At 65.1% G+C, this 15,706-nt stretch carries 15 protein-coding genes and 1 pseudogene; 12 read left to right on the top strand and 4 right to left on the bottom strand.

From position 1 onward, the window contains the following. Window positions 1–146: 146 nt before the first annotated feature. Window positions 147–917, top strand: coding sequence for an IclR family transcriptional regulator (locus PMN64_RS18945; protein WP_028338513.1), 771 nt, complete (start codon window positions 147–149; stop codon window positions 915–917). A gap of 195 nt (window positions 918–1,112) precedes the next feature. Here PMN64_RS18945 and ald read toward each other — a convergent pair whose 3' ends face one another. Beyond that, window positions 1,113–2,228 carry an alanine dehydrogenase gene (gene ald, locus PMN64_RS18940; RefSeq protein ID WP_028338512.1) on the bottom strand — a complete coding sequence of 372 codons (1,116 nt, stop codon included), beginning with the start codon at window positions 2,226–2,228 and terminating at the stop codon, window positions 1,113–1,115. Between the two features lie 126 nt (window positions 2,229–2,354). Between ald and PMN64_RS18935 the strand changes: the two genes are divergently transcribed. From PMN64_RS18935 to PMN64_RS18925, 3 genes are all read left to right on the top strand, one after another. After that, window positions 2,355–2,843 carry an Lrp/AsnC family transcriptional regulator gene (locus tag PMN64_RS18935; RefSeq protein WP_028333294.1) on the top strand — a complete coding sequence of 163 codons (489 nt, stop codon included), beginning with the start codon at window positions 2,355–2,357 and terminating at the stop codon, window positions 2,841–2,843. Window positions 2,844–3,052: 209 nt separating this feature from the next. Further along, window positions 3,053–4,006 (top strand): hypothetical protein, encoded by a 954-nt coding sequence (locus PMN64_RS18930; protein WP_245288622.1) that lies wholly within the window; start codon window positions 3,053–3,055, stop codon window positions 4,004–4,006. Between the two features lie 85 nt (window positions 4,007–4,091). Further along, window positions 4,092–4,802 (top strand): type 1 glutamine amidotransferase, encoded by a 711-nt coding sequence (locus PMN64_RS18925; RefSeq protein ID WP_411781717.1) that lies wholly within the window; start codon window positions 4,092–4,094, stop codon window positions 4,800–4,802. Here PMN64_RS18925 and PMN64_RS18920 read toward each other — a convergent pair. Beyond that, entirely contained in the window at window positions 4,799–5,677 is an 879-nt protein-coding gene (locus PMN64_RS18920) for an NmrA family NAD(P)-binding protein (protein ID WP_411781716.1), read from the bottom strand. The genes PMN64_RS18925 and PMN64_RS18920 overlap by 4 nt on opposite strands. 118 nt (window positions 5,678–5,795) lie before the next feature. On the opposite strand from PMN64_RS18920, the gene PMN64_RS18915 reads away from it, so the two are divergent. Then, the gene (locus tag PMN64_RS18915) at window positions 5,796–6,692 is read left to right on the top strand and encodes a LysR family transcriptional regulator (protein ID WP_411781715.1); all 897 of its coding nucleotides are present in this window, start codon (window positions 5,796–5,798) and stop codon (window positions 6,690–6,692) included. Window positions 6,693–6,714: 22 nt separating this feature from the next. Here the strand turns inward: PMN64_RS18915 and PMN64_RS18910 are convergent, their stop codons facing one another. Then, window positions 6,715–7,065, bottom strand: coding sequence for a hypothetical protein (locus tag PMN64_RS18910; protein WP_026193281.1), 351 nt, complete (start codon window positions 7,063–7,065; stop codon window positions 6,715–6,717). Window positions 7,066–7,256: 191 nt separating this feature from the next. After that, window positions 7,257–8,189, bottom strand: coding sequence for a LysR substrate-binding domain-containing protein (locus PMN64_RS18905; protein WP_028338507.1), 933 nt, complete (start codon window positions 8,187–8,189; stop codon window positions 7,257–7,259). Between the two features lie 201 nt (window positions 8,190–8,390). Between PMN64_RS18905 and PMN64_RS18900 the strand changes: the two genes are divergently transcribed. The 7 genes and pseudogenes from PMN64_RS18900 to PMN64_RS18870 form a co-directional block, all read left to right on the top strand. Next, window positions 8,391–9,719, top strand: a complete 1,329-nt coding sequence (locus tag PMN64_RS18900) for an MFS transporter (protein WP_411781714.1) — start codon at window positions 8,391–8,393, stop codon at window positions 9,717–9,719. A gap of 22 nt (window positions 9,720–9,741) precedes the next feature. After that, window positions 9,742–10,767, top strand: coding sequence for an amidohydrolase family protein (locus PMN64_RS18895; RefSeq protein WP_028338505.1), 1,026 nt, complete (start codon window positions 9,742–9,744; stop codon window positions 10,765–10,767). Window positions 10,768–10,951: 184 nt separating this feature from the next. Beyond that, entirely contained in the window at window positions 10,952–11,626 is a 675-nt protein-coding gene (locus PMN64_RS18890; protein WP_028338504.1) for an RraA family protein, read from the top strand. Window positions 11,627–11,819: 193 nt separating this feature from the next. After that, window positions 11,820–12,707: a LysR family transcriptional regulator gene (locus PMN64_RS18885; protein ID WP_411781713.1), complete on the top strand. Its 888-nt coding sequence runs from the start codon at window positions 11,820–11,822 to the stop codon at window positions 12,705–12,707. A 142-nt stretch (window positions 12,708–12,849) separates the two neighbouring features. Next, window positions 12,850–14,025 (top strand): annotated as a pseudogene (locus tag PMN64_RS18880) (FAD-binding protein); the annotation flags it as partial. A gap of 40 nt (window positions 14,026–14,065) precedes the next feature. Then, the gene (locus tag PMN64_RS18875; RefSeq protein ID WP_411781735.1) at window positions 14,066–14,329 is read left to right on the top strand and encodes a hypothetical protein; all 264 of its coding nucleotides are present in this window, start codon (window positions 14,066–14,068) and stop codon (window positions 14,327–14,329) included. Window positions 14,330–14,625: 296 nt separating this feature from the next. Beyond that, on the top strand, window positions 14,626–15,706 hold a 1,081-nt coding region (locus PMN64_RS18870; RefSeq protein WP_411781712.1), incomplete at its 3' end, for a TonB-dependent receptor plug domain-containing protein.

Here is a 15,706-nt window from a genome sequence, read left to right as displayed (position 1 = left end):
CCGCCTTCCCCTGCTCTGTGCGTTTCCATGCGACTTGATCTTATTGACGCCCAATCTGGGCCAAAGTTGTCGTCAAGTGAAGCGGTTTTGCCCTAACATCACATATGTGATGAAGGTGCGGTACTTGACCCGCCGAGGAGCCAGCCATGCCGAATCCGAATAAGACGGCCATCGTCAAATCGGCCATGCGGACGTTTGCAGTTCTGGAGTTCTTCCGGAAAACAAAGCGGGCTGCCTCCGTGACTGAAATATCGTCCGCGTTGGAGATGCCGCAATCGAGCACGTCGGTGTTGCTTCGATGTCTCGTCGAATTGAACTACCTGGAATACGAGCGAAAGACCCGGCTTTTCATCCCGAGCTACCGGGTCAATCTGCTGGGTGACTGGATTCGTCGTTCCCCGTTCCGTGATACCAAGCTCACCGATCTGATGGAGGAACTCTGGACCGCGACGGGCGGCGAAACCGTCATGCTCGGACAACAGGCCGGCGCCGCCGGGATGCAGTATCTGCACGTTGTCCCCGGCGGCTCTCAGCTTCAGTACACGGCACAAGCCGGTCAAATACGACCGATGGTGCGGACCGCGCTCGGACATGTGCTGCTGAGCCAAATGCCGAACAACAAAATTCGCGGCATTATCCGGCGCAACAATGCCGAGGAGCCGAGTCAATCGGCGCGCGTTCGCGAATCCGCCTTTCTCGAAGAGGTCGAGCGCATTCGCCGCCGCGGCTTTTCCGAGACAGGCGGCCGCACGACGCCGGGCGCAAACACAATAGGCATGCTCGTTCCCCTGCCGAAGCGACGCGCTCCGCTCGCCATCGGCATTGGCGGCCCGATCGAACGCATCGCGGCAAAGCGCGCGCAGATCATTGAAGTCATGCAGAACCGGCTGAAGGAACTGAAAGATGCAGCGCCGTAGCCCGGATGAAGCGAAGCGTAATCCGGGCTACGGATACTGAATGTCTGTCTTCTCCTTCCCCCTGGAAGGGGGAAGGTCGGGATGGGGGTCCGCCACAGGCGGCGCTCTATGTGGAGAGAGCAGATCCCCACCCGCTTTGCTCTGGCGAGCAAAGCGACCTCCCCTTTTCAAGGGGAAGATCTTTCGGATTTCGCCTCACGACGCCAGCGCTTCCTCCGGCATCACGGATGACAGATGCTGGCTCTCGGCGACGGCGCGGTTGGTGATGCGGCCGCGATGCACGTTGAGGCCGGCGCGCAGATGCGGATCCTCGACCAGCGCGCGCAGTCCCTTCGCGGCCAGCGCCAGGCCGAACGGCAAGGTGGCATGATTGAGCGCGTGGCTCGAGGTGACCGGCACCGCGCCCGGCATATTGGCGACGCAATAATGCACGATGTCGTCGACCAGATAGGTCGGCGCCTGATGCGTGGTCGGCTTCGAGGTCTCGAAGCAGCCGCCCTGGTCGATCGCGACGTCGACCAGCACCGCGCGGCGTTTCATGCCTGCAAGCTGCGCGCGCGAGACAAGTTTCGGCGCGCTGGCGCCGGGCACCAGCACCGCGCCGATCACGACGTCGGCTGCGAAAACTTCCTGCTCGATCGCTTCCAGCGTGGCGTAACGGGTGCGGACGCGGCCGAGGAAGAGATCGTCGAGTGCGCGCAGCCGCGGCAATGAGCGGTCGAGAATGGTGACGTCGCTGCCGAGGCCTGCGGCCATCCGCGCCGCATGAGTGCCGACCACGCCGCCGCCGATGATCGCAACCCGCGCCGGCGGAACGCCCGGCACGCCGCCGAGCAACTTGCCCATGCCGTCGGCGGATTTGCGCAGCGCCGCGCCCGCGGCCTCGATCGCGAGCCGGCCGGCGACTTCGCTCATCGGCGCCAGCAGCGGCAGCCCGCCATGCGCATCCGTGACGGTCTCATAGGCCACCGCCGTGCAGCCGGAAGCGATCAGCCCCGCGGTCTGCGGCACATCGGGCGCGAGATGCAGATAGGTGAACAGGATCTGTCCCTCGCGCAGCCTGATCCATTCGGACGGCTGCGGCTCCTTCACTTTCACGATCATCTCGGCGACGGAGAACACCTCTTCGGCGGTGTCGGCGATCCGCGCGCCGGCCTGCGTGTAGACGTCGTCGCCCGCGCCGATGCCGTCACCGGCGCCGCGCTGGACCACGACCTCGTGGCCGTGCGCCGCATATTCCCGCACCGAGGCAGGCGTCAGCCCGACCCGATATTCCTCGACCTTGATTTCCTTGGGCACGCCGATGCGCATGGTCCGCTCCTTGCTGGATTCGTTTCCGCCAGTATCAAGGCTATGCCCCGTCACATGGCGTTTCTCAGCGATTTCCGGCTTGCTCACAGCCAAATACGCCCATATCCTTCGCTTTCAGCTCAGCTCTTGAAGGAAATCTGCGTGGACGGTCTCGATCGCATCGACCTCAGAATCCTCGCCGAGCTGGTCAGTGATGCCCGCGCGAGCCAGATCGAGCTTGCCGAGAAGGTCGGGTTGTCGCCGACCGCCTGCGCGCGGCGCATTCGCCATCTCGAGGAGATCGGCGTGATCCGCGGCTACCGCGTCGACCTCGAACCATCAGCGCTCGGCCTCGTGACGACCGTCGTCGTCACCATCACGCTGGAGAAGCAGAGCGAGGATTATCTCGCAGCCTTCGAAGCCGCGATCGCGCGCTGCCCCGACGTCGTGTCCTGCCATCTGATGTCGGGCAGCGACGATTATCATCTGCAGGTGATCGCCCGCGACATCGCCGACTTCGAGCGCATCCACAAGCAGCATCTGTCGCGGATGCCGGGCGTCGCCCGCATCCATTCCAGCTTCGCGATGCGCGAGGTGGTTCGCCGCACCATTCCCGAGACCGCGCTGCGCGGCTGACGGTCACGCACCACCGCGCACCGTCACAATCGCGCACTGTCACAATCGAGCACTGTCACAATCGAGCACTGTCACAATCGCGCACTGTCATAATCGGATCTGCCCGGCTCGCTCCCACACGCAATTTTTAGTTCGTGATTCGCTGCCTTCTATGACAGAATTGCTACAGTTCAATATCAATTCGGTTACACGCGGAGCGGTGAATGAGCATGGAGTGGCGGGCGCGGCCGGTTTCGCTGGCTTGGTCAAATCCAGTGGTCCGGTGGTGGGGCTTCCTGAGCCTCGTCAGTGCCGCCAACATCGCGATCTGGTTCGCGCTCTACCGCCAGTTCAATGAACAGGCCAATGGCAGCTTCAGCAACACCTCGGGCATCGGCCTGATGATGCTGCTGTGCGCGGCCTATGTGTTCGGCTGCGCCTTCCGCTCGGTCCTGCCGCGCGCCGACGTGCAGCGCATCTGCCTGTTCGACACCTGGCTGTCGAGCGTCGTGGTCGGCCGCACGGTTGCCACCGTCGCCGAGGTCTGCTTCGCCGCGCAATGGGCGATCATCCTGCATCAGCTCGGCACCATGACCGGCGCCGAGACCACCGTGACCATCGCCTGGATCATCGTGCCGCTGATCGTGATCGCGGAATGCTTCTCCTGGTATGCGGTGCTGACCACCCATTATCTCTGCAACGCGATCGAGAACTCGATCTGGGCGGTGGTGTTCTTCCTGGTCGGGATTGCGCTGTGCCGGCTGCTGCCGGAGTTTCATGGCCCGGTGCGCTGGGCCTTCATCGTCGCGATCCTCGGCATCGCCGCCTTCCTTGCCTTCCTGATGACCGTCGACGTCCCGATGTATCTGAACCGCTGGCGCGCCAACCTCGCCGCCGGCGGCACGCTGCTGCATCCGCTGGAAGGCCTGCGCGACGTCAGCCGGCGCTGGGTCGTGACCCATGACATCGCGGAATGGCGCGAGGAGATCGCCTGGATGTCGCTGTATTTCAGCATGGCGGTCTGGTCGAGCCTCGCGCTCTGCGTCGGCTATTCGCTCGAGGATCAGCTGCCGCGCTACCGCACCGAGCCTGCGATCGTGACGGCGACACCGGCGAGCGAGAGCACGGCGCCGACAGCACAGCACACCGCCACGATCGACGCGGCGGCGCCGTCGCGGAATTGATCGGCGACCGCCGCGCGCGGCTTGTCGCCGCCGGTGCTTTCGGAGTAAAGGCTGAGGCATCCCCGCTCATCTGTCAGCGCGTTCCATGCCCCGCATCACCATCATCGAAACCGGGCTCGTCAGTCCGCAATTCCGCGAGCGCCACGGCAGCTATCCGCAGATGTTTCAGCGAATGGTAGCCACCGCCGATTCCTCTGTTACCTGCGACGTCGTCAGCCTCGCCAATGGCGAGACGCTGCCGGATCCGGTCGCATTGGATGCGATCCTGATCACGGGATCGGCCGCCGGAGTCTACGACGACGTCGCGTGGATCGCGCCGCTCGAAGCCTTCGTGCGCGCGGCCCATGACAAGCGCATTCCAACCGTCGGCGTCTGCTTCGGCCATCAGCTGATCGCGCAGGCGCTCGGCGGCACGGTGCGCAAATCCGAGAAAGGCTGGGGCATCGGACGCCATGTCTATCGGATCGCGCCGGACAACGGGCTGATCGACGGCGAGACGATCGCCGTCGCCTGCTCGCATCAGGACCAGGTGATCACCCCGCCCGCCTCCGCGCGCACCATCCTGTCGTCCGGGTTCACGCCGCATGCCGGCCTGCTCTATGCCAACGGCACGACGCTGTCGGTGCAGCCGCATCCGGAATTCACCGCCGACTATGCCGGCGCGCTGTGCGACCTGCGCCGCGGCCTCGCGCCCGATACCGTGGTCGAGACCGCCAAGACCTCGCTGGCAGAGCCGCTCGACCACGCCACGCTTGGCGGCGTGGTCACGCGCTTCCTCACGCACGGGCGCAGCTAGCCCTTGCGCCACTGCGCGGCGGCGTCGCGGGCGAAATCGCGATAGGCGCGCGGCGCGCGGCCGAGCAGCTTCGTCAGGCGTGCCAGCTCGTCGGCCGTCGCGACCGCGCCGTCGCTCTGGTACCGGCCAAACATGAGGCGCATGTCGAGCGCGAGCCATGCCGGCATCGCCGCCTTGAAACGCTGCTCCATCACCGCGAGATCGTCGCCGCCATAGCTGACCGCGCGGCCAAGCTCATCGCGCCAGATCGCAGCCGCACCCGCACCGGTCACGACGTCGGGGCCGACCAGCGCGTAAGTCTCGCGGCCCAGCGGGGCAGACGCGCGCTCGCGGCGCAGCAGCTCGATCGCAGCCGCCTCGCCGATGTCGCGGATGTCGACCATCGAGATGCCCTTGGCGCCGATCGGCATGCCGTAGGCGCCGAAGTTCAGCAGCGGCTCCTTCAGCCGAAGATCGTTCTGGATGAAATAGGCCGGACGCAGGATGGTCGCGGGAAGATCGAGCGCCTCAATCATCCGCTCGACCGTGTGCTTGCCGGCGAAATGCGGTACGTCCGCATAGGCCTCGCCCTTGAACACCGAGAGATAGACGATGCCCTTGACGCCGGCCTCGCGTGCGGCGGTCAGCGTCAGCATCGCCTGGGTCAGTTCGTCGGCGGCGTTCGGCACCAGCAGGAACAGCGTGCTGACGCCAATGAGCGCGGCGCGGGCCGAATCCACGTCAGCAAGATCGCCGCGAACCGCCGTCACGTGCCGCGGAAATTGCGCCTTGCCGGGCGAGCGCGTCAGGGCGCGAACCTCGACGCCATGACCGGCGAGATGGTTCAGAACCTGGGTCCCGATGGTGCCTGTGCTGCCTGTCACCAGAATAGCCATGTCGAATACTCCTTCTCTTCGGCAGACCGCCTGCCGTTGGGCGAGAAGCTATCCGTTCCAATTTTCCTTTGAAGATGCCACTATTTGGACAGATCGTCTCGAATATGGAACAGAACCGATGGACCTTCAGGCGCTCACTGATTTCAACCTGGTGGCCGCGCATGGCGGGTTCGGGCGCGCCAGCCGCGCTTCCGGACGAGCCAAGGCGACGCTGTCCCGCCGTGTCGCCGAACTCGAACAGAGTCTCGGCGTCCGCTTGATCGAGCGCGGCTCGCAGAGTCTGCGATTGACCGATGAGGGCCGCGCGCTGCACGAGCGCACCAGCGGTCCATTGTCCGACATCGCGGAGGCCGGCGAAGCCGTGGTGCTCGGCGCGTCGACGCCGCGCGGCCGCTTGCGGGTCAGTGCGCCGGTCTTGCTCGCCCATGTCGCGTTCGGCCGGATCGGTGCACGCTTTGCACACGCCTATCCCGACGTCCAGCTCGAGATCGTCGCCGAGGATCGCCTGGTCGATCCGGTGGAAGACGGCTATGACCTTGTCATCCGCATCAACCCGTCACCGGATGAACGTCTCGTCGGCCGCCGCTTCCTGCATGACGAGCTGCTGGTCGTGGCGCATCCCGACCAGCAACGACCGGCGACCTCCGCGCGCGATCCGGATGGCGTCTCCGTCGATGCCGTTGTGATGTCGCCGACGCCACCGGACACGGTCTGGCGCATCCGACATGAACACGATGAGCTGATGCTCAAGCCGCGACCAATGCTGCGTCTCTCATCGATGCTGATGATGCGCGATGCGGTGCTCGCAGGCGCCGGCGCGGCCCTGCTGCCCAAGCTGCTGGTCGACGACGACATTGCCGCGGGGCGGCTTGCCTATTGGGGAACGGATGCCCGACCTCCGGTCGAGATCTGGGCGCTGCAGAGCTCGCGACGGCTGGTCGGCGCAAAGGTTCGCGCGTTTCTCGACGTCGTCGAGCAGGCGTTCCCGAACCGGGTGTTCGTTCCGCCGGCCTGAGTTGCAGCCCGGACGATGCGCCTCAGGTCATGCTGCCCGGCATGAAGCAGCGCACGCGCGGGTGGCCGTCGATATAGTGCTTCCACACCATGGTGCGCCCGACCTTGTTCGGCTCCGTGATCACGGCCTCGTTCGGCACCACAACCCATTCATTGTCGATGAGCACGCGATAGTGGCCGTGATCCGACTCCCAGTCGGGATCGGCGACCACATAGCCGTCGGCATCCGAGCAGCATTGCCCGTAGCCGCTGCGCAGGCTCTCGAACCAGGGCTTTAGCGGTGAATTGGCGTAGCGGCCGTCGTCGCGCGCCAAGGCCGGTGATGCGAGGCAAATCGTCCCAAGCAGCAGTGCCGCACGTGTGATGACGTGCATGTCGTCTCGTCTCCGCAGATTTTGATCCAGCTGCGGGCGCGCGTCACGCATTGTTCGCCCGCGACATGACCGTCGCGGGCGAGAACACGGCACAACCGCGCCCCAGCACCTGACGCTGAACGATGCAAGAGCAAGGCCAGACTGGATGCCGGAAGACTACGGTCAACGAAAGTATAGGGCGTGCAGCACGATCAACGACTCACTGCTGCGACCTCGGGAACGAGCGGCGGTGCGCTGCGCGACGCCGCCTGCAGCGCGCATTCGACGAACCGGCGCGGCAGCAGCGAGGCGTTGGAGCGCATCGCCACCAGCATGCGGCTCTCCGCATCCGGCGTGTCGAGCGCCTTCGCGACGACGTTCATGACGCCGGCCTGCTGGTAGCAGGACGGAAGGATCGAAAGGCCGATCCCGGCCGCGACCAGGCTGAGCACGGTGCGCAGTTCATGCGCCTCCTGCGCGATCCGCGGCGCAAAGCCGGCGCGCCGGCACAGCATTGCGGCCTGGTCGCCGACGCCGCAGCCGCTCTCCGCCATGCCGACGAATTCGTGCTCGGCAAGGTCGGCGACGCTGAGCTTGTCCGGAGCGGCGAGCGGATGATCGATCGGCAGGAACACCATCAAGCGGTCGCGCCAGACGACATGAACCTGCAAGTCCGCCGCGGGCCGGAAATCCAGCGGCGGCCGCATGATCGCGACGTCGAGCTCGGCGTCAGCCAGCGCCTGCAACTGCTTTGCCGTCGACATGTGCCTGAGCTCGATCTTCACCCGCGGATAGCTGCCGCGGAAACTGCGGAACAGTTCGGCGAACATGTCGAGCATCGGAACCGAGTCGGTGAAGCCGACACGGACCGCGCCGGCTTCACCGCGCGCGGCGCGGCGCACCGTCTCCGACGCAAGGTCGAGCTCGCTGACGGCACGCCGTGCGTGTTCCAGCAGCAACTGGCCGGCCTGGGTGAGTTCGACCGCACGCCGTGTCCGCGACAGCAGCTTCGTGCCGAGCTCCTCCTCCATCGCCTTGATCTGCGTGCTCAGCGGCGGCTGGCTGACATGCAGCCGCTTGGCGGCGCGGCTGAAGCTGAGCTCCTCGGCCACCGCGATGAAGTAGCGAAGCTGCCTGTAATCCATCGCTTATTCCGTTTCCCTATAAGTGACGGGTCAAAGCGGTATTTGACCTCCCAGGACCGTTTCTCGATCTTGGCGCCAAAACGCGGATGCTCCAAGGGGCAACACGCGCAGCCGGTCAGCCATGCGAAATCGCCGCGAATAACAGGCGCTCCGCCCGGTTCGGATCACAGGCGCGACAACAAGAAGCAAGGGAGGAATCCAATGGGCCAAGCGTCCGTCACTGAGCTCGAACAGCAGACCATCCGCCGCGTCTATTGGCGGCTGATCCCGATCCTGTTCGTGATGATGTTCTTCAACTATCTCGACCGCATCAATCTCGGCTATGCCGGGCTGACGATGAACAAGGACCTCGGCCTCAGCCCCGCGATCTTCGGCTTCGCGGCCAGCATCTTCTTCCTCGGCTACATGGTGCTCGAGGTGCCGAGCAACCTGATGCTGCACTTGCTCGGGGCGCGGATCTGGCTGGCGCGAATCCTGATCACCTGGGGCCTCGTCGCCGCGCTGACAGCCTTTGTCTGGAATCCGCTCAGCCTCTACGTCATGCGGTTCGGCCTCGGCGTGGCGGAAGCCGGCTTCATGCCTGGCGTGGTGCTTTACCTCACCTACTGGTTCCCGGCGCGCTATCGCGCCCGCGCGGTGGCGGGATACATCATCGCCGGCTCGTTCTCGGCGGTTTTGGGCGGGCCGATCTCGACCAGCATCATGACCTGGTTCGATGGCGCTGCCGGTCTCCAAGGCTGGCAATGGATGTTCCTCGCCGAGGGCGTGCCGACCATTCTGCTCGGCCTGTTCACGCTCTATTATCTCACCGACCGCCCGGCCAAGGCGAGCTGGCTCAGCAAAGAACAGGCGGCCTGGCTGGAAGGCGAACTCGCCGCCGAGCGGGCCGAGATCGAAGCACAGGGGCAGCACAGGTTGATCGAATGCGTGCTCGATATCCGGGTCTGGCTGCTGGCGGCGCTGTTCGGCTGCGCATTGGTCGGGATCTACGGCCTCTTGCTGTGGCTGCCGCAGATCATCAAGGGCATGGGCAATCTCAGCAACATCCAGGTCGGCTTCCTCTCGGCGATCCCGCCGCTGCTCGGCGTCATCGGCACCATCGTGGTCAGCCGCAGTTCGGACAAGACCGGCGATCGCAAGTTTCATCTCGCGGCGGTCTATCTGCTGGCCGCCGTTGCGATGCTCGGCAGCGCCTATGTGGCGAGCCCGGTGCTGGCCTTCGTGTTCCTCTGCATCGTCGGCTTCAGCCTCAATGCCGGCAATCCGCTGTTCTGGAGCATCAACGCCTCGCTGCTGACCGGCGCGGCCGGTGCCGCCTCGATCGCGCTGGTCAACACGCTGGCGCAGTTCGGCGGCCTGATCGGGCCGTGGTGCATCGGCCTGATCAAGGACTCCACCGGAAGCTTCTCCTGGGCATTGGTCGGGATCGCCGGCTTCCTGCTCGTCGCCTCCGCCATCGCCGCCACCATGCGCGTCAAGCCGCGCGAAACGGAATTGACGGGCGCGATCCCGTCATCCGTCGCACACTGACACCCTTACCAAGGAAGCAACCATGATCATCGATTGTCACGGCCACTACACCACCGAGCCGGCCAAGCTGCAGATCTTTCGCGACAAGCAGCTCGCGGGCCTTGCCGACAAGTCGCGCCGGCCGCTCACCACCAATCTCGGCATCACCGACGACGAGATCCGCTCGAGCGTCGAGGGCGCGCAGCTTCGCCTGCAAAGGGAGCGCGGCACCGACGTCACCATCTTCTCGCCGCGCGCCGCCGGCATGGCGCATCACGTCGGCAAGGAAGCAACCAGCCGCGAATGGACCACGATCTGCAACGACCTCGTGCACCGGGTCTGCACGCTGTTCCCGCAGAACTTCGTCCCCGTCTGCCAGCTGCCGCAGAGCCCGGGCGTCAAGCCTGCGAACTGCATCGAGGAGCTGGAGCGCTGCGTGACGCAGCTCGGCTTCGTCGGCTGCAACCTCAACCCCGATCCCGCCGGCGGCTATTGGTGCGATCCGCCGCTGACCGACGAATGGTGGTATCCGCTGTATGAGAAGATGGTCGAGCTCGACGTGCCCGCGATGGTCCATGTCTCCTCGTCGTGCAATCCCTGCTTCCACGGCACCGGCGCGCATTACCTCAACGGCGACACCACCGCCTTCATGCAGTTCCTGACCTCGGACCTGTTCAAGCGCTTCCCAACCCTGCGGTTCATCATCCCGCATGGCGGCGGCGCGGTGCCCTATCACTGGGGCCGCTACCGCGGCCTGGCGCAGGACATGAAGCTGCCGCCGCTGTCGGAGCATCTCTTGAGGAACGTGTTCTTCGACACCTGCGTGTATCACCTGCCCGGCATCGAGCTGTTGACCAGGGTGATCCCGGTCGAGAACATCCTGTTTGCGTCTGAAATGGTCGGCGCGGTGCGCGGCATCGACCCGGAGACCGGGCATCACTTCGACGACACCCGCCGCTATATCGACGCGCTGCCGCTGAGCGCGGCGGACAAGGGCAAGATCTTTGAAGGCAATGCCCGCCGCGTCTATCCTCGCCTCAACGCCCATCTCGACCGCCGCGCGCATTGAACGTTGCCGAGACAACCACTCCAACTCCTCATCCTGAGGAGCCCGCGAAGCGGGCGTCTCGAAGGATGCAGGCCCAACCGGGCCACATGGTTCGAGACGCGCGTTCCGCGCTCCTCACCATGAGGGTCCAACCAAGCAGCAAGACCGACAATCGACTTCAACCAATCAATCTCGGAGAAAACCGATGGCCATAGGATTTGCAATTCACAAGGCGAAGCGGAAAGTGTCGCCTGACCTCGTCGCGCGCTACCGCACGCTGCCGGTCGCCAATATCAGCGATTCGATGTCGCGGATCGCGGGCACCAACCGGCTGCGGCCGATGCATAAGGGCGGCTGGCTCGGCGGCCCGGCGCTGACGGTGAAAACCCGGCCCGGCGACAATCTGATGGTCCACAAGGCGATCGATCTCGCCCAGCCCGGCGACGTCATCGTGGTCGATGCCGGCGGCGTCCTGGTCAACGCCATCATCGGCGAGATCATGTCGACGCTGGCCGAGAAGAAGGGCGTGGCGGGCTTCGTGATCGACGGTTCAATCCGCGATGCCGGCGCGATCCGCGCCGGATCATTCCCGGTGTTCGCTGCCGGCGTCGCCCATCGCGGCCCCTACAAGGACGGCCCGGGCGAGATCAATTGCGCCATCTCGATCGACGGAATGATCGTCGAGCCCGGCGATCTCGTCGTGGCCGACGACGACGGCGTGCTCTGCGTGCCCTATGACGACGCCGAGGCCATCTGCAAGCTGACCGAGGCCAAGAAGGCGACCGAGGAAAAGGCCATCCAGCAAATCCTCGCCGGCACCAGCGACCGCCGCTGGGTCGACGAGGCCCTGCAGCGCCTCGGCTGCGAGTTCAAGGACTGAGATGGATGCTGATGCGGGACGCTGCCCGGCGTCCCGCAATCCGGCCTCGCCGAATGCGACAAGCGCAGTCGAGATCGCGCATCGTGCCATGCTGGTTCCCTGCCGGATCGGTTCCCGGCGAACTGCCAGCCTCCCCTGACAAGCCCCTCACACCGTAATATCCTTCCGGTTTGCGGGAGAATGAGGTGGCTCGATGGAAGATATCGAAGCCTTTCTCGCGGTCATCGAGGCGGGCAGCCAGACGGCGGCCGCGCGTCGGCTGGGCCGCTCGTTGCAATCGGTCAATCGATCGCTGATGACGCTCGAACGCAGCGTCGGCGTCGAGTTGGTGCGACGTACAACCCGGCAGTCGTTCCCGACCGAAGCGGGATTGGCGTTCTATCGGCGCGTCAAGCCTGCCGTTGCGGAGATCAGCGAGGCACGTCTCGAAGCGGCAAGCCAGCGCGCCGAGCCGTCGGGCCTGCTTCGCATCGCCGCGCCGGTGCAGTTCGCGTCGGCATTTGTCGTGCCCGTCATCGCGGACTTCATTGCCCGCTACCCCCTGATCAAGGCTGAACTCAAGGCCTCGGATCGAGCCATCGATGTTGTCGGCGATGGCTTCGACATCGCCATCCGGATCAGGGAGCTGCCGGATTCGTCGCTCAAGGCCCGACGGCTTGGTGAGATTCGTACCGTCGTCTACGGCGCGCCGCGCTACTTCGCGCGTTACGGACGCCCGGATCATCCCGACGATCTCTCGCGGCATCAATGCGTTCTCCGCACCACCAGCGAGGGCGAGCCCGCGATGTGGCGGTTTCAGATCGATGGCGACATCAGGACGGTTCGGGTGAATGGCTGCTTCGAGACCGACAACACCGCGGCGCTCTGCGCAGCGGCACGTGACGGCCTCGGCCTCGGATACGGACCGTTCTGGCAGGTCCGTGATCTCGTCAACGATGGCGCGATCGAAATTGTTCTTGAGGAGTTCGAAACACCGCGAATGCCGATCCATGCGGTGTTCCCGCCAAGCGGCATGCCGGCGGCAAAGACGCGCCTGTTCGCCGATATCCTGGTCGATCGACTGAAGCACGAGCAGCTTTAGACACTGGCGCGCGCCATCGCCATTCTCTCGGCAAACGGGAAGGTGCTTCCCGCCAGGCGCTGATTGTCCGGCAAGCGAGCCGAACCCATTGTGCGGGTGAGCGGCAACGAGGCTTGCCGCATCATGCAGTTGAGGAGGCCCCATGACGAACAGGCGTACCCTGCTCGGCGCAGGACTTTGCGCGGCCGCAGCGTTGTCGTCTCGCGCCACCCACGCGACGGCGCTCGTGCAGGCCCAGGGCTGCGACGGGTCCGCGGCCGACGGCGAGCTCAGCCAAGACGCGGGCGACCTGCTCCCGGCGGCTGTTGCGCTCAGCGACGACAACAACGACCGCGCCGCCGTTTCCCGCGATTTCGGCAACATCGTTCAAGGCCAACCTCGTGCGGTGCTGAAGCCCGGTTCCGCCGCCGATGTCAGCCGCCTGGTTCGTTGGGCCGGCAAGTCAGGGCACAAGATAGCGGCACGCGGGCAGGGCCATTCGACCTATGGCCGCGCGCTGACCGAAGGTGGCATCGTCATCGAGATGACCTCGCTCAACGCGATCCATCACATTGCGGCCGATCGTATCGTCGTCGATGCGGGCACGACGTGGGAACGCGTCCTCGAAGCGACGCTGGCGCAAGGCCTCACGCCCCCGGTGCTCACCAACTATCTCGGCCTTTCCGTCGGCGGCACGATCTCCGTCGGTGGAATCGGCGGGAGCTCGTCGCGCCGTGGCATGCAGACGGACCATGTTCTCGCGCTGGACATGGTTACGGGAACCGGCGAGCAATTGACCTGTTCGCCGCAGTCGCACGCCGATCTGTTCGACGCCGCTCGGGCCGGGCTTGCACAGTGCGGTCTGATCACACGGGCAACCCTGAATCTGGTGCGCGCGCCCGAGCGCGTCCGCCGATACCAGCTTTTCTACCGGGACCTTGCCTCGCTGGCTGCAGATCAGCGCCGCGCGCTTCATGACGATCGCTTCGATCAATTGCAGGGCGCCATTCTCCCGGCCGGCCCCGGCCGCTGGCGCTACCAGCTCGAAGGCGCCGTGTTCTACGACAAGGGTTCGCCGCCAAACGACGGCGCCGTGCTTGGATCGCTGGCCGACGACCGCAATACGGCGGTGATCACCGATCTGGCCTATCACGACGACGCGCTTGCCTTCGCGAAATTGGAAGCTCTGCTCAGGTCGAAGGGGTTGTGGTCGAGCCCGCACCCCTGGTTGTTCACGTTTCTGCCCGACGGCAACGCCGAGCATCAGGCCGACGGGATGATCGGCCGCCTCTCGGTTGAGGAGATCGGGCCGCTCGGGCGAGTGACCTTTTATCCCCTGAACACGCACGCGTCGGGCACGCCGCTGGTTCGGTGGCCCGATGGCAACATCGCCTTCTGCTTCAACATCGTTCACATGCCCGGCGCCGGCAGATGCGACAGGGGTTGGTCAGACGCTGTCGAAAAACCGCCTGTTTTACGAGCAGATCCGCGGCGCGGGCGGCGTCCAATATCCCGTCAGCGCGCTTCCCATGGCGCCGGAGGATTGGGAACGTCACTTCGGCGCGGCCTGGCCGAAGCTGCGCGACGCCAAGCGGCGTTACGATCCGACCAATCTGCTGACCCCCGGCTACAATCTGTTCTGATCCCGACGCCGCGTGAACAGAAGTAGCACGCCGACCGAAACCGGCCGGTAGGCAGCCGGTTGGTCCCGCGAGGGATGGAATCGGGAATTTTTCCCGATTACCGTTGGAAAAGAATCCCGGTCCCCCGGGATTGATGTTGTTTGCCAAAGCCACGCCGCTCCCGCAGTCTCCGAGCCAGGGTTCGTCGGGGATAAAAGCCGAACCGCGGCTTAGGGGTGGGCGTCATGGCTGGTGCGTTGTTGCGTACGGCAACACGTTTTTTGTCTTCTTCGGTCACCACGCGCGGCGCTGCGGCCGTGCTGGCTGTGATTGGCTCTGCACTGCCATCGACTGTCCTGCATGCTCAGACGGCCGATCCGGCCCCCACTGAACTGCCGCCCGTCAACGTGATTGCGCCCACACCTCTGGCCGGCACCCGCAGCGCAAGGCCGGCGGCACGGCCGGTGGTTCGGACCACGCGAACCGCGCGAACCCGAACCGGACCTGTTGCTCCGGCAGCGGGACCCGATGTCGGCACCGCTGCACCCGGCCCCTCCGACCGCGACTCCACCCTGATTGATCGCGACAAGGTCCCGTCCAACACCGCGGTGATGACGACGCAGGATTTCAGCCACAACTACTCGACCAACTTCCTCGATGCTGTGAACCGCAAGCTGCCCGGCGTCACGCTCGGCGACCAGACCGGCAATCCGTTCCAGCGCAATCTCGACTACCGCGGCTTCACCGCCTCGCCGGTCCAGGGCACGCCGCAGGGCATCGCGGTCTATCAGAACGGCGTGCGCATCAACGAATCCTGGGGCGACGTGGTCAACTGGGATTTCATCCCGGAAAAGGCCATCGACAGCGTCGCATTGTTTCCGAACAATCCGGTGTTCGGCCTCAACGCGATCGGCGGCGCGCTGAGCATCCAGATGAAGAACGGCTTCACCTATCAGGGCTCCGAGGCTGAGCTGTTCGGCGGCTCTTACGGGCGCGTGCAGGGCAGCGTGCAGGCCGGCGGCCACAGGGACAACATCTCCGCCTACGCTGCGTTCGAATCCGCGTATGATCGCGGCTGGCGCGACTACGCCAATTCGTCGCACATCAACCGCATGTATGTGGACGTTGGCGCACGCAACGACGACACCGAATTTCACGTCAATTTCACCGGCGCCAGCAACCTGCTCGGCAATGTCGCGGCAACGCCGGTGCAGATGCTCAATCAGCGCTGGTCGAGCGTCTACACCTGGCCGCAGACGACGCTGCTTCAGCTCGCCTTCGTCAACGCCACGCTGAACCACAATTTCTCCGACACCTGGTCGTTCCAGGGCAATGCCTACTTCCGCGGCTTCCGGCAGACCCACGTCGACGGCAACGGCACCGACGTGCATGCCTGCG

The sequence above is a fragment of the Bradyrhizobium sp. UFLA01-814 genome, from assembly GCF_046718885.1.
Lineage (GTDB): Bacteria > Pseudomonadota > Alphaproteobacteria > Rhizobiales > Xanthobacteraceae > Bradyrhizobium > Bradyrhizobium elkanii.
This window is presented reverse-complemented; position numbering and strand designations above follow the sequence as displayed.

What these genes read in the sequence shown, in the direction of transcription:
- PMN64_RS18945 (WP_028338513.1), top strand. Translation starts at nt 147, where the DNA reads ATGCCGAATCCGAATAAGACGGCCATCGTCAAATCGGCCATGCGGACG.
- ald (WP_028338512.1), bottom strand. Translation starts at nt 2,228, where the DNA reads ATGCGCATCGGCGTGCCCAAGGAAATCAAGGTCGAGGAATATCGGGTC.
- PMN64_RS18930 (WP_245288622.1), top strand. Translation starts at nt 3,053, where the DNA reads ATGGAGTGGCGGGCGCGGCCGGTTTCGCTGGCTTGGTCAAATCCAGTG.
- PMN64_RS18925 (WP_411781717.1), top strand. Translation starts at nt 4,092, where the DNA reads ATGCCCCGCATCACCATCATCGAAACCGGGCTCGTCAGTCCGCAATTC.
- PMN64_RS18920 (WP_411781716.1), bottom strand. Translation starts at nt 5,677, where the DNA reads ATGGCTATTCTGGTGACAGGCAGCACAGGCACCATCGGGACCCAGGTT.
- PMN64_RS18915 (WP_411781715.1), top strand. Translation starts at nt 5,796, where the DNA reads ATGGACCTTCAGGCGCTCACTGATTTCAACCTGGTGGCCGCGCATGGC.
- PMN64_RS18910 (WP_026193281.1), bottom strand. Translation starts at nt 7,065, where the DNA reads ATGCACGTCATCACACGTGCGGCACTGCTGCTTGGGACGATTTGCCTC.
- PMN64_RS18905 (WP_028338507.1), bottom strand. Translation starts at nt 8,189, where the DNA reads ATGGATTACAGGCAGCTTCGCTACTTCATCGCGGTGGCCGAGGAGCTC.
- PMN64_RS18900 (WP_411781714.1), top strand. Translation starts at nt 8,391, where the DNA reads ATGGGCCAAGCGTCCGTCACTGAGCTCGAACAGCAGACCATCCGCCGC.
- PMN64_RS18895 (WP_028338505.1), top strand. Translation starts at nt 9,742, where the DNA reads ATGATCATCGATTGTCACGGCCACTACACCACCGAGCCGGCCAAGCTG.
- PMN64_RS18890 (WP_028338504.1), top strand. Translation starts at nt 10,952, where the DNA reads ATGGCCATAGGATTTGCAATTCACAAGGCGAAGCGGAAAGTGTCGCCT.
- PMN64_RS18885 (WP_411781713.1), top strand. Translation starts at nt 11,820, where the DNA reads ATGGAAGATATCGAAGCCTTTCTCGCGGTCATCGAGGCGGGCAGCCAG.
- PMN64_RS18875 (WP_411781735.1), top strand. Translation starts at nt 14,066, where the DNA reads ATGGCAACATCGCCTTCTGCTTCAACATCGTTCACATGCCCGGCGCCG.